Annotated in this window: 12 protein-coding genes and 2 tRNA genes; 6 read left to right on the plus strand and 8 right to left on the minus strand. The window is 47.9% G+C overall.

Annotated elements, in window-relative coordinates:
• Window positions 1-143 precede the first annotated feature (143 nt).
• A tRNA-Asp gene (locus ABT56_RS20575) sits at window positions 144-220 on the minus strand.
• Between the two features lie 41 nt (window positions 221-261).
• Window positions 262-352, minus strand: a tRNA-Ser gene (locus tag ABT56_RS20580).
• A 741-nt stretch (window positions 353-1,093) separates the two neighbouring features.
• Between ABT56_RS20580 and ABT56_RS20585 the strand changes: the two genes are divergently transcribed.
• The gene (locus ABT56_RS20585; RefSeq protein WP_047880808.1) at window positions 1,094-1,291 is read left to right on the plus strand and encodes a hypothetical protein; all 198 of its coding nucleotides are present in this window, start codon (window positions 1,094-1,096) and stop codon (window positions 1,289-1,291) included.
• A 130-nt stretch (window positions 1,292-1,421) separates the two neighbouring features.
• Window positions 1,422-1,856 (plus strand): thioredoxin TrxC, encoded by a 435-nt coding sequence (gene trxC, locus ABT56_RS20590; protein WP_047880809.1) that lies wholly within the window; start codon window positions 1,422-1,424, stop codon window positions 1,854-1,856.
• A gap of 60 nt (window positions 1,857-1,916) precedes the next feature.
• Here trxC and ABT56_RS20595 read toward each other — a convergent pair whose 3' ends face one another.
• Entirely contained in the window at window positions 1,917-2,447 is a 531-nt protein-coding gene (locus ABT56_RS20595) for a copper resistance protein NlpE (protein ID WP_047880810.1), read from the minus strand.
• 785 nt (window positions 2,448-3,232) lie between these two features.
• On the opposite strand from ABT56_RS20595, the gene ABT56_RS20600 reads away from it, so the two are divergent.
• Together ABT56_RS20600 and ABT56_RS20610 are read left to right on the plus strand one after the other, a co-directional pair.
• On the plus strand, window positions 3,233-3,433 hold the full coding sequence (locus ABT56_RS20600) for a cold-shock protein (protein WP_047880811.1): 201 nt from the start codon (window positions 3,233-3,235) through the stop codon (window positions 3,431-3,433).
• Between the two features lie 798 nt (window positions 3,434-4,231).
• Window positions 4,232-5,551 carry a peptidoglycan DD-metalloendopeptidase family protein gene (locus ABT56_RS20610; protein ID WP_047880813.1) on the plus strand — a complete coding sequence of 440 codons (1,320 nt, stop codon included), beginning with the start codon at window positions 4,232-4,234 and terminating at the stop codon, window positions 5,549-5,551.
• Between the two features lie 138 nt (window positions 5,552-5,689).
• Here ABT56_RS20610 and ABT56_RS20615 read toward each other — a convergent pair whose 3' ends face one another.
• The 5 genes from ABT56_RS20615 to ABT56_RS20635 all read right to left on the minus strand — a co-directional run bounded on the left by ABT56_RS20615 (window position 5,690) and on the right by ABT56_RS20635 (window position 12,565).
• Entirely contained in the window at window positions 5,690-7,084 is a 1,395-nt protein-coding gene (locus ABT56_RS20615) for a glycoside hydrolase family 1 protein (protein WP_047880847.1), read from the minus strand.
• A 150-nt stretch (window positions 7,085-7,234) separates the two neighbouring features.
• Window positions 7,235-8,365 (minus strand): ABC transporter permease, encoded by a 1,131-nt coding sequence (locus ABT56_RS20620; protein WP_047880814.1) that lies wholly within the window; start codon window positions 8,363-8,365, stop codon window positions 7,235-7,237.
• Window positions 8,362-9,096 (minus strand): ABC transporter ATP-binding protein, encoded by a 735-nt coding sequence (locus ABT56_RS20625; RefSeq protein ID WP_047880815.1) that lies wholly within the window; start codon window positions 9,094-9,096, stop codon window positions 8,362-8,364. Before ABT56_RS20625 ends, ABT56_RS20620 begins: the two co-directional genes overlap by 4 nt.
• Window positions 9,093-10,622 (minus strand): alpha/beta fold hydrolase, encoded by a 1,530-nt coding sequence (locus tag ABT56_RS20630; RefSeq protein WP_053062591.1) that lies wholly within the window; start codon window positions 10,620-10,622, stop codon window positions 9,093-9,095. Before ABT56_RS20630 ends, ABT56_RS20625 begins: the two co-directional genes overlap by 4 nt.
• 176 nt (window positions 10,623-10,798) lie before the next feature.
• Window positions 10,799-12,565, minus strand: a complete 1,767-nt coding sequence (locus tag ABT56_RS20635) for an SgrR family transcriptional regulator (protein ID WP_240478372.1) — start codon at window positions 12,563-12,565, stop codon at window positions 10,799-10,801.
• Between the two features lie 187 nt (window positions 12,566-12,752).
• Here ABT56_RS20635 and ABT56_RS20640 point away from each other — a divergent pair, with 187 nt between their 5' ends.
• The gene (locus ABT56_RS20640) at window positions 12,753-12,944 is read left to right on the plus strand and encodes a hypothetical protein (RefSeq protein ID WP_047880817.1); all 192 of its coding nucleotides are present in this window, start codon (window positions 12,753-12,755) and stop codon (window positions 12,942-12,944) included.
• The gene (locus tag ABT56_RS20645; RefSeq protein ID WP_047880818.1) at window positions 12,934-13,320 is read left to right on the plus strand and encodes a VOC family protein; all 387 of its coding nucleotides are present in this window, start codon (window positions 12,934-12,936) and stop codon (window positions 13,318-13,320) included. The genes ABT56_RS20640 and ABT56_RS20645 overlap by 11 nt, the downstream gene beginning before the upstream one ends.
• Window positions 13,321-13,727 lie beyond the last annotated feature (407 nt).

Consider the following 13,727-nt stretch of genomic DNA (forward strand, 5'->3'; position numbering starts at 1 on the left):
AGCCCCAGCATTTCTGCTGAAGCTTCGTTGTAGTGGCGGAACGGCTGGGCTGGCACTCCAGCGGGACTCATTCGACCGCAGGGCGAACTTAAATTCAACGCACACAAAAAAGCCCCAGCATTTCTGCTGAGGCTTCGTTGTAGTGGCGGAGCGGACGGGACTCGAACCCGCGACCCCCGGCGTGACAGGCCGGTATTCTAACCAACTGAACTACCGCTCCAATTCTTTATGAAACTCGGCTTTCGCCCAATCTCTAGAATGTGGCGGAGGGATAGGGATTTGAACCCTAGATACGCTATAAACGTATGCCGGTTTTCAAGACCGGTGCTTTCAACCACTCAGCCATCCCTCCGTAAGTGCGGTGAATAATAAGGGCTTCTTTGTATCCTGTAAAGTACAAATTTCACAAAAAAAGCCAACCGCACAATATCAAGCCACAATGATCACCAATGAAGCATCACTATCCCATGCAAATGCACCGGAATGCATTTATCACTGCCAGTAAACCAGCTTTTACCTGCCATATATAGTAACGGGGCTAAAATACCGGCTTGATCTTGCTACCAATAATTACCCAAACAACCAGGCCAGTAGCAAAACAAAGAGCAGCAAACCACCCATGGCTTTCAAGAGCAAGGCCAAACGGGTCGTTCCTCCCTTCGGTGCTTGATTACAACATCCCATAACTCCCCCTCTTTATTCTGTATCGCCAAAATAATGCTTCCAGCTACAGGAAGGTCAAGCCCGCTATCTCTGCCCCGGTTGTTTACCCACATTTATGCAGCCACAACAGAACATCATCATCCATAGACCACAATACAGGCAGAGTGATTAATAAGCGTACATATTGGGAAGATCGGCTATTTTTCGCTATTTACTGCTGGTGTAGAAAACTTGAACAAGATCCAACAGCATTTTCACTGGGGAGGAATCTTCAACACTACTCTTGTTTTATCCCTTCTCAAAGCAAGATTTCATTCATTTCTCACAATTATGGGACATATCACAAAGTCATCCGATAGTGCTTAACCACCCAAAAATCGTTTGATAAAGATAACGCAAGGTCGACGCAGGGTTTTATCAGGAGGTAATTGTGTCTATCAATTCTATCGACCATAGTGAAATTGCAGACGTGTCATCAAAATGGGACTTCAAAGACGAAACAGCGTCAAATATTTCCCGGAACAAACGCCAACAAGCCGAAGCACGACGTCGGATTGAGATGCTCCGAGACATCCGAGCCTGTGGCTTGACCATCGAAGAGGCCAAGGAACTCGGATTGATACACTAACCTCATAACCTTGTAATAGCAGAGCAAGGCTTGATAGAAATCGTCTATCACAACAATCTGTTATTCCTACTTTCCTAATACTTGGGTAGTCGTTACATTAGTGCGTAACAAAATAAAACGGAACGCAATTATGACTTCGATGACTACCCGCTGCCCTCACTGCAAAGCGATGAACCGTATCCCTACCGAGCGCCTAGATGATGTCGCGACATGCGGCGTCTGCAAAGAGCCACTGCTTGACGGCAAACCCGTTGAAGGGACATCAGATAACTTCCTGTCATTATTACAAGGTGACAAGCCTGTAGTTGTCGATTTCTGGGCACCGTGGTGTAACCCTTGTGTCGGTTTCGCTCCTGTTTTCGAAGATGTCGCCAAAGAACGTAACGGTGATGTACGCTTCGTAAAAATTGATACCGAAGCCCAGCAAGCACTTGCAGCCCAATACCGAATCCGTAGCATTCCAACCATCATGGTATTTAAAAACGGTCAACTCGCCGACACTATCAATGGCGCACTACCAAAAGGCCATTTCGATCAGTGGCTTGATCAAGCTCTGAGCAAATAACAGCCAGCAGCCCTAAAACAAAAAGAGCGCCTACTGGCGCTCTTTTGCTAAACAACAAACTTACTGTTTCTTCAACGTATAGTGATCTGCCAATTCACCAGTAACGCGATTGCCTTCGCGATCCAAACGGAACAGTTGGTTCTCCCCTACAAAATATTGAATCGGCTGATCGCTGATCCCCGGCAAAGCTATCGTATTACCGGCTGCATTCCAATTAAATGTGCCGTCATGCTCGAACGTTCCGTCTTTTTTACCCAGATAGACTTCCGTCAGGTTAAACGTACCATCCTGCCCGAGCACCAGCTCGGTTTTAATTCCCTCACAATCAGCACATGGCAAAATACCAGTATACGTTCCATTCCAGTCCAAGGCATTTTGAGCATTATGCGCGCCATCAACAACTGGCTGCTCGGCTTGCTCTGTTTCTGTTACGACAAGATCTACGGTTTCGCCCGCTCCATCCTCTACAACCGTCGTTTCAACCACCGCCTGGCTATCATTTGATTGTGCGGCAGGGTCATTTGCGCCCTGCTGATCACAGCCAGCCAAAACAAAGCCAGCAACTACCAGTGCAATAAAGGTTTTTTTCATGGTGTAATCCTTGTGAATACAATCTCAATGCGTGGACAAAATTATAGCGCGCCTTATGTTGGTATAGCGTCATATAAACGTAAGTATTACGTCAGAAAACCCAGACAGCCTGCGAATAAAGTACAACACCTTCTCACTACTACTGCATTTTTGGTCTGCCAGAAAAGAACGTTTCACATAAAGCCATGTCGAACAGTTAGCCAACACGGTCAAATAGACACCGCTTGATTTATTGCACAGAAAAAAACACGCATTATACCAATGCCATTCAACGCCAAGCCACATACCCAATAAAACCATTAAAAACAGTGTGATAAGTTTAATTTTTATTTCAACACTTTCATTTCAAGTAACAAAAATCGATAAAAGTCACATATTTTTGCAATTTGGTCTGTTTACAAGAATCAAATTTATAGTTAGTGTTGATTGGTCTGTTACTCAGACCTTTAACCGATCTTTCATTTTCCACGTCCATGCCTCACTTCTCGCCAAAGTCAGCTGCATCCTCAACGTAGAACAATGATCCCCCCCTTGCAGACATATGTTGCGAATGACTGCAAGCGTTGCCGTGAGTTAGGTGAGCTCCGGTAAACAATTAGGAAGGTTGTTGAGTAACTCAGCCCAATGTGATGATTACAAGGGCTGGTTTTGGAACTCGGTGTGATTCATTGCCTCTGGCTAAGAACGCACTGTTAATACTCAATTTATCCCAAAACACCTGCTCTAGCATTTAGCCAAGACAAGCACAAGGTGCCAACCGCAGGTAATGGGAAAAGGAAAACACCATGAATGCACAAACAGGTATTATTCGCAGCTTTAACCCAGCAAACAACACAGGCATGATTACCTGTGATCTGGGTGGCGATATCAATTTCTCAGCTTGCCAGATTACCAGCCTACAACAGCCTGAATCTGGTAGCATGGTTGAATTTACCGTGGATGATTCAAACTGCGCACTTGAAGCAGTAAACATCCGCTACCTATAAGCGTTATTCTATTACTGATACAGCAAGGCCGCGATGGCCTTGCTGTTTACCTGCCTTACCAACCACTTCACTTACTTCTTTCATCGTATCAACGGTCAATACGTCCTTCTTCAAGATAAATTTGTCCCCTTATCATCGAGCTCACATCTATATACAGAATTCAAAATAGACTGAATGTACTCAGATCCATCCTCAACCGTCGTTCCTGACAATAACTTACAGATAATTCTGCCTTTATGTAGAACTTTTTCCTCATAGACTTGTCAGAAAGCAGGTGCAGAATATGCGTGATGATGCTGATATTAACGTTGAGTATGTCAGATTTATGCTTATAACTTGTTTTCGCTCGTTTTGTCACATTGCGTGAATTGATGCAGTAAAAAACATTACACAGGTCACGTTTTTTACATATTTCGTGTACTAAAAGGTATTTTTCTGTGGTTTGCATCGGCTTTTTTACACAAAAAATTTCCTTGTATGGCACACTAGACTGAGTAAAAAGTGAAAAAATAATATCTTGATTGAATTTTTCAGTGTAACGCTCATGTGTATCATTTTGAGACGATACCGAAAATAGAGCCATTTTAGGCAATCAATCGTGCGATTGATAATTTAAAAGAATTTTGCAAGGAAGCAACCAGCATGAGTACAACGTACCTTCGTCATGCTTCCTTGCTAGGACGTATAGTACTGCGCACGTTTTACACAAAACGGTTAAACGTAACGTTGGAATTTGCCATCACGGACGGCAATCAACACCAAGCCAGTACTGACTAAACTAATAAAACGAAGAATGCCATGATATCTAACAAACCTTCAGTGCAATCCAAAAAGTGGATGCCGGCTACAATTTTGGGGGTTGCCAGCCTCTCTTTTATCACATTGGCCGTCTTGTTCAGTACCCCGTCGCAAACGGACCGCACTATCCCTCTGAATCTTGTTAGTTCTGCCCCGTGGGCACCGACTCAAAGCGATAATCCTACCCGTATTGAACAACCTCGTTTTGAATACACGATCAAAAAGGGCGATACCCTCAGTGGTATCTTTTCTCGCCTCCATGTGCCTATTGCCAGCATGCAACAATTAATGGAAGCTGATCTCAACCACCTTAAAATCGATACCCTTCAGCCAGGCAATAAACTACGTTTCTGGTTAGCCGATGGGACCAACCAACTTGAACGTCTAGAGCTTGAATTCAACCGAGCCCAAATCGTGGCCTACAAGCGCGTTGATGACAATGGCTTTGAAATTGAAGAAATCAATATTCCTGGTGACTGGGATGATCTTATCGCCACTGGGGAGATCCACGGCAGCTTCTCTGTCTCTGCCGAAAAAGCAGGCCTCAATGCCACCGAAATTTATGAAATCACCAATTTACTCAAAGACAAAATGAAATTTGCCCGCGATCTTCGTGCCGGTGACAACTTCGAAGTGGTTGTTTCCCGTCAGTCGGTAGACAAAGAGCTTACCGGCCAACATGAGATCCGCGCTATTCGCATCCACAACCGTGGCCAAACAATCTCGGCCTACCTACACAGCGACGGTAACTTCTACGATGCCAAAGGCGATAGCCTACAACGTGCATTCCTACGCTACCCTTATGATGCCAACCGCAAGTACCGCATCAGCTCAAGCTTCAACCCTAAACGTCGCCATCCGGTAACTGGGCGAGTTTCGCCACATAACGGCGTTGACTTTGCCACACCGAAAGGCACCCCAGTGTTATCCACCGGTGACGGTGTCGTGATCCAGACGGTCAGCCACCCTTACGCTGGGAAATATATCGTGATCCAGCACGGTACAAACTACCGCACCCGCTACCTGCACAACAGCAAGATTCTGGTTCATAAAGGACAGAAAGTCTCCCGTGGACAGAAGATTGCATTGGCTGGCGCAACCGGCCGTGTAACCGGTCCTCATATCCATTACGAGTTTCTAATCCGCAACCGCCCGGTCAACCCGATGACAGCCAATATTCCAATGGCCTCATCCGTACCGAGCAAAGAAAAACGCCAGTTTGAGGAAACGGTCGCCCTGTATGACCAAATGATGGACAAGCCTAACCAAGGTTTATTTACCCACACCAATACAAAAGCAAAGGAAAATGCGGTGCAATAAAAGGGCTACCGTTGTGAACAGCAGGTTACTCTAGTGAACTAACACACTCGATAACTGCGTAAAAATTCCAGCACATTGCGTTACCTCAAAAACAAAAAAGCCACCGAAAGGTGGCTTTTTTCACATAATAATCAGGTACTAACGACTCTTTAATGAGGCCCCATTGGTGGCAATTACCTGCTTATACCAACCAAAACTCTTTTTACGCATCCGGGTAAGCTCACCACTGCCGTCATCATGGCGGTCAACATAGATGAATCCATAGCGTTTACTCATTTCTGCCGTTGAATTGGCTACCAAATCAATCGGGCCCCATGATGTGAACCCCATAAGCTCCACACCATCCAATACCGCCTCACGAGCCTGAACCAAATGGTCATTGAGATAGGCGATACGGTAATCATCCTCAATCTCCCCCTGCTCATTGACTTCGTCACGGGCACCCAGACCATTTTCAACCACAAACAAAGGCTTTTGATAACGGTCATAAAGGAAATTCAGCAAAATCCGCAATCCTTTAGGATCAATCAACCAGCCCCATTGGCTTTTCTCTAGATAAGGGTTCGGCACGCTATCAACAATGTTTCCGACTTCTTTTTGCTTGGGATCAGCGCTGGCACACCCACTCGCATAATAGCTAAACGAGATAAAATCGACACTGGCAGCCGCAATCGCCTCCAAATCCCCCGGGGCCATAGTAATCTCAATACCATTTTCCCTAAAATAGCGCAGCATATAGCCCGGATAGCGACCACGGGTCTGAACATCCCCGAAAAACAACCATTTGTTGTTTTCATGCATAGCCGCAATCACATCATCCGGATTACAGGTATACGGGTAGTTAATCGCCCCCAGCAGCATATTGCCAATTTGGGCATCAGGGATCATCGCATGACAAAGAGACACCGCCTTGGCATTTGCCACCAGCTGATGGTGAATGGCCTGATAGATTTCAGCTTCTGATGCGGCTTCATCCAACCCGACCCCAGTAAACGGGGCATGAAGAGACATATTGATCTCATTGAATGTCAGCCAGAGCTTTACCTTATCCTGATAACGCTGGAACACCGTACTGGCGTAACGCTCAAAAAAACCAATCAAACGACGATCTGCCCAGCCACCATAGTGTTCAGCCAAATAGTAAGGCATTTCATAATGGGATAAGGTGACAAACGGTGTGATCCCATGATGGGCTAGCTCATCAAAAATCCGGTCGTAATACGCCAGCCCGGCCTCGTTAGGTTCTGCCTCATCGCCATTTGGGAAAATCCGGCTCCAGGCTATCGATAGGCGTAAGCAGGTAAACCCCATCTCCTTGAACAACGCGATATCTTCCGGATAGCGATGGTAGAAATCAATCGCCAAATCCTTGATCCCCGGCGTTCTCTCGTCACGGCTTTGATGCGGACTCAAAATACCATTAGGGAGCATATCTGACGTCGACAGCCCTTTGCCATCCGTCTCAAATGCGCCTTCGACCTGATTGGCTGCGATAGCGCCGCCCCACAAAAATCCGGCTGGAAAGGTTTTCATTGCGGTTCCTTCAATGTACATACCAGTAGAAGTATAGTTATACCCTAATCGCATGATCGCTACCGTGCGCGCAGACGCCATTTTACCGCTATCTAAGAACACACCACCCAGACGCTTGTTTTGCTTGCCAATCGCAGATGTTTTATCCAACTAGCCGAAAATAAACGCCTCTCGCCGCAGCAGCTTGGCCATTGCCAGCACCAGCAGTGCCGTTAGAGCCAGTGTCCCTCCAGCCTGAACTAATACGGCCACGGTGCTAATCTCTTGGCCTCCCACAAATTCAAGCAAGGTATAGGTCTGGCCGACCAACGGCCAATATTCAATGCTCCCGCCGGCAACATTGAACATCACCGCACTGATCGCTAGCATCGGCACAATCAAGGCAAACGTGACATAGGATTGGGCCTCTTTGAATGACTTGGCCAAAAATGACGTCAGCATCAAAAACGACGAACAAAGAAATGCCAACGGCAAGCCAATCACAGCCAGTACCAGTACCATTTCCGTTCCAATCTCAACCTTCATGCCCAGCTCATCCCACGGCGCAAACGGCAAGATGAACTTCGTTGATAACACGCTGAGCAAATAACCGATATAAGACATCAACGACACGCACAATACCTTGGCAATAATAATCGTCTGTGGCATGACCGGATGACTGAGCAATAACACCAACGTCTCTTTCTCCCGCTCGCCAGCGGTTGTATCAATGGCCATGCTCAAACATGAAATAAACAATGAATAGATGAATAAAAATAAAATCATCCCGACAAAAAGCGCGCCTTTATCCTGGCTCGACGAGATATCTTTGACCTGAATATCCAGCGGATTGATCACGACAGGGTCGACCCCCCTCGATAGCAGGCGCAGCGAGGCGACCTCCGCCGAATACCCCTGCAGCAAGGCTTGCACCCGCGACAATTTCCCCATCAATTTTTCATCCGAAAAATCCGCCACAATCGTCACCGTGGCAGGCTCTGCGATATGCATCTGCTCTGCATAACGATCGCCGATCACCAAGGTAAAATGGGCGTCATCCTCTGGGACATGCTCGATCTGATAGTTATTGAGAAATGCCACCAGATCCGGCGCCATGCCTTTCCCCACAATATGAATTTTCGTTGCCGAATTATCCCCTATCATCGACATTCCAAAAGAAAATCCCAACACCGTCAGAAGCGGCGCGCCGATGGCAAAATACAAACCTGCCAGCAACGTACGCGAACAGCGCGTGGCCTGCCTCCACTCTTTGACAAACAAGGCCCTGAGTATCGTCATCATGCCGCGATCCCCTCATCCGTACCGATAATCGAGATAAATGCCTCTTCCAATGTTTCCTTGCGGGTTGAGGCACACAGCGACGCGGGACTGCCACTGGCCACGACCTTCCCCTCGGTCATCACCACCACATGATCACAAAGTGCACTGACTTCCTGCATCACATGGCTTGAAAATACGATGCAGTGCCCTTGTCGCTTGAGGTTATTCAGCAACTGGCGCAACACACGGGTACTCATTACGTCCAGCCCTCGGGTCGGCTCATCCAAAATAATATTCTGCGGCCGATGGACGATAGCTTGCCCCAAGGCGACTTTCATCCTCTGGCCTTGGGAAAACCCCTTGGTTTTCCTATCTGCAATCGAATCCATATCCAGCTCGGCAATAACCCAATCTACGGCCGCCTTAACGTCCGCTGGCCGCAAGCCACTGAGCTGGGCATTGAATTCTAGATATTCACGGGTGGTCAGATGCTCGTAAAGGCTGAAAGGATCAGGAAACAGTCCCAACCGCTGCTTTGCCGCAATCGGATCATGATGAACATCGATACCATCAACATACGCCTTGCCCTCATCTTGCTTCAACAAGCCGAACATTGTGCGAAGACACGTCGTCTTGCCCGCACCGTTAGGCCCGAGAATACCGGTGATCTGGCCATCAGCCGCACTGAAACTCAAACCGTTAAGCGCCTGTATCTCACCGATGCGCTTGGTCAACCCTTCAACGTTGATCATGATGCGTCCTCCTTGTTGCGTTTTTTTTCTTGGGTAAACCGTGGCTCGGCACTGTTGGGGCTCAGCCAAAACTTACGTGGCTGGCGGTTGTCGATACAATCCGTATCAAGCTCATCGAGCTGCTGTTTATCAACAAAATCGGCAATAATGCCATTGGCACAGGTTTGCAGGGCAAGGCCGTGGGAAGAATACGGCGAGACGAGGTGCAAGGAGTTAGAAAAATCCGTTTCGAGCGGCTTCGCCCATTCTGGTGGGGTCACAGGATCATACCCACCAGATAGCATCAGAACCGGCACTTTCGATTCAAACTGTTCAAATTCAACCGGCTCAACCAAGGGGATCTGCCACTCGCGGCAAAAAGCCTGATACAGCGCCAACGACTGGCGAGCACCATAGTCATTATCGTGCGCCATCTGCTGGCGTACGGTGTCAGTTGCCCTTCCCCAGTCCTCCGCACAGACAACCGAGGCATGCATCCCCATCGACATGGTCAAATTCTGGTTCCATGAAGAAAGCAAACCAACAATGGCGCTAAATTGCTGCTTGGCGGCGCGGTCAATAACAAAAGGCAGCATCGCCCGCGATGAATCGGCATAGAGACCCGCGCGGATCAGACTCTCCCACTTTGTTTCCGTTAAACGTACGGTGCCTATCTCACCACTGATGGGATGCATGGTTTCGATATCAACCACTTGATCAGCCAATGAACGGCTGATGCTTTTGAGCTTGTTATCGAGATCAGGGAAGAAACGGTGACAATCAGGGTCCGCCGCACATTGTGCCAGCAGGCCGGATACACTTCGGGCAACATTGCCATCGCTATTCAATAAGCTTTTTTCCAGCGGCATCACCGCATCCAAGCTCACTGTCGCGACATGATCAGGGTACTTTTTCAAATAGAGTTGGGCGACACGAGTCCCGTAGGATACGCCATAGAGATGCAGTTTGCGGTACCCAAGATGCTGACGCAATGCGTCCAAATCCGCTACCGCATGTAACGAACCGTACTGGCTGACATCAGCTTTAATTTCCTCTCGGCACGCCTTGGCGAGGGCGGAATAATCAATGGCACGATCATCAAAACTCAAGTCGGACATCTCTTCGCCCGACTCGCAGTTCAAAGGGTTGGAGCGCCCCGTTCCCCGCTGATCCAGCAGAATAATATCCCGACTCTGGCGGATGGCATAAAATACCTTATCAAATACCCCAGCGTAATCCGACACCGCCTGGCCGGGTCCCCCAGCAATGATCACAAAAGCTTCGTCGGGAAATTTTTGCTTATGTGCTGGCAAGACCGAATACGAGAGTTCAATTTTCCGGCTCGTGGGGTCGCTGCGGTTTTCGGCAACAGGTAAGGTATTACAATGGACTTTTTCCCGGATACCCTCAAGATGGCAATTTCGCTCATAAGTCAGATCATTTGGCTGATCGCTACGGGCCAAAACCTGAAAACTGACCCAAGTCCCCCCCAGCAGCAGCGCTGCGCAACTTAGGCGGGCCAATGTACGTCGATATGCCTGACGCATATTTCATCCCCTAATTATGTGTAGGGAATGAAATATCACAAAACTAACCCAACCAGACAATGAACCTAGAATGTAAATACAGCCGACATCACAATGAAACAACCCGCATATAACCCAATTGCCTCACGATACCTCATTGAGATGTCGCTTAGGTCTCTGTGCACACGAATAATGACTCAATCCTCAGACCAAACATCCCTCAACTCCGGCCACCCCCACACATTGATTGCCACTCCTTTCAAAACATCATCAAAATTGAGCACTTGCTGATGATGAAATATCGGCAACAAACGACCATCGGCTATCAATGCCGTTGCTATTACCTCCAACTGATCAAGGTAGTCAGGTAATTTCTGGGTCTGGCGAATTCGGGTCAATTCACAACGCAGCCACTCTATTTCAGAAGAAGCCAAGCATTGATACAACACTGGATTAGAAAGCATCCACCGAAATGCCGAGGAGGGCCGGTTGTCATCAAAATTAAGGCTGGTGATCAGCAGATCCTCACGCAATGCACCTTCCTGAGCCATACGGCTGAACTCATCAAAGGCATAAACCGTAATATCACACTGCACACCCACTTGCGCCAATAAATGCAAAACCGTCTGTGCTGCCGCCTGCAACGCCTGCTGCCGATAAATACCAATACTGATCCGCGCCGGCAGCGAAGGCTCAACAAGGCAAGGACTGGCCACCTTCAGCCATTGGGGCAGCAAGTTATAAGCAGGCACGACATCAATGGCGCTGTTGGTATGCCTAAATTGATCCACTAACTCATCGCTGGCAAACAACTGGGCCAAATAGCGACGCTGCAGGACATTAAGATCTGCATGCCGGTTAACCAGTGCCAACAGGCAGCCATCTTCAAGCCGGCTTCGCTGACGATGATCCGGAGCCTTGCTGCCGCTTAGCGACAGATAGTTCGCACAGGTACCCCCATCACCCACCATGGCATCATCCAGCGTTGCTTTGCTGGCTGGCCCCTTGGTATCCTCGCGCCCCACCAAGGGGGCAGGCACCTGCCAAATTGACACCGTATCGGCCAACGCCCGATAACCGTGGTAAGACCCGTTGGCTTCCAGTTTTAACCGTTGCCCAGAGTGTTCCTGCACCCTAAACACCCCGCTTCCGACAATTGTCGGAGCCGCCTCAAGCTGGCTGACAGGTTGAATGGCATATCGGACATCCGCCAATAACCCAGCAAATCCCCAATCAGATTGATTGAGGGTAAATACAACACATTGAGAACTAACCGCCTCGATACTGACAACGTGCTCAAGTTCCTGCCGATAAACATCCCGCTGTTTCAAACGGCTAAACAACGCCGCAACAGTCGTGGCATCCAACTCGCTACCATCATCGAACACTAGTTGTGGCCGAAGATAGAAACGCCATTGCAAGGTGTTTTCATCAAAGGCCCAATGATGAGCGAGATCCGCAGTCACATTGCCAAAAGCATCGCATTGAGTCAGACAGCTATAGATCTGGCGAAGGAAAAACCGCTCGCTGTTTCTGGCCGCGTAATGGGGTAACAAAGGAGAAAACGCACGGGTATAGGTTAGCTGAATATGAAGGCGTCCCTCGCGACGATTAGTACCGGAGGTCTTTTTCAGCAGCTGGCCAAACAGCGCCTGATCATTGTCAATCAACGCCAAGGCTCTTTCATATTTTCCCTCAGCGATCATCGACTGGGCAATTTCCGCTTTAAGGGAAGGCAAAGAGTAATTCAAGTACAACCCGGAACGCTGATTACGACCAACCTTGGGAGACCATGCCAACCACCCCAACGCCTGCATCTCCCTGAGCAATGTCCGGCAATGCCGCGAGCTGGTAAACATCGCCTCGGCCACTTCATCCAGCGTGATCGCAATATCTTGCCGGACCCCAAGCACACACAACCGCGAATAATATAAAAACTGCTTATTCTTCAACAAAACCGGCACCTTTCAGCCCAAAGCTGTTCCCTGTATCAGCCAATTAGGGCTTATTTTGCCAGCTCACAGCCAAATACGGCAATTAATAAAAATATTCCGTCAGTTTTTCACTTCCTTGTTTTGCATGACAATACCTCTATAGAACGAGCCACAAGCCCTTCTCTTGTTATCGATTGGCAGCCATTAAGGAGGTTGTATGTTCAAAGGAAGTACCAATCAGACAAACATACGCATACAAGCCCGTGCGTTATCCAACTACTTTCAAGAGCGGTTAATCGCAAGCCGCAACGCGCTCGAAAGAGAGTGCATCATCTATACCCAAGAGCTACTGGCGTTATACCAATGGCCAGATGAAAACGCAGAGAAAGAGAAAAACAATGAAAATTGAACATATCGCTATTTGGTGCCGAGATCTGGAAAAGATGAAACACTTCTACCAGCACTATTTCAATGCCAGCAGCAATGACAAATACACCAACCCCAAAAAAGGGTTCTCGTCATATTTCTTGTCATTCCCGGAAGGGACGAGAATCGAACTAATGCATATGGCAGAGAGGACAACAGAAGCAGACAGTATTGAAGGACTCACAGGCTATGCCCACCTCGCCTTTTCCGTGGGTTCTGAAGCGGACGTCGAGCGGATGTCAGCCCAATTCGTCAAGGATGGCTTCACCGTGATCGACAGGCCACGCCGAACAGGTGACGGATATTACGAATGCGCGATTAGAGATCCAGAAGGCAATACCCTAGAAATCACCGTTTAACCCTTTGCTCATTTTTACCTTAGTCGGCAAGGCTTCTGAATACCCCCAAAAAGAAACGCCACATTCAAGGTACCGCTGTATTCCGTACAGCGGTTTTTTATTTTCGGTTGCCGATATGCCACCACATAAAACTCTCATCGTCATCAAAAGCAATTTTTACCGCCAAGGCCGCAGTTATACCCATTGGGAATTTAATTCAATACCGCTAATCCCTCCTCGTAAGAAAAACGATTGCACGTTCATTTTTTGGGCTAAATATCACACTTTATTACAATTTATAAGATCACTGAAAATCATACTTTGCGGTTATATTACGCCGCCCTTGCGTGTGCGCGATGGAATAGTCAGCCGGCAATGGTAAGCAGATATGGACAAAAACAAGAAGTGGCAATAAGAGTAAACAATAG

Origin of the sequence: Photobacterium aquae, assembly GCF_001029445.1 — a bacterium.
GTDB classification, from domain to species: domain Bacteria; phylum Pseudomonadota; class Gammaproteobacteria; order Enterobacterales; family Vibrionaceae; genus Photobacterium; species Photobacterium aquae.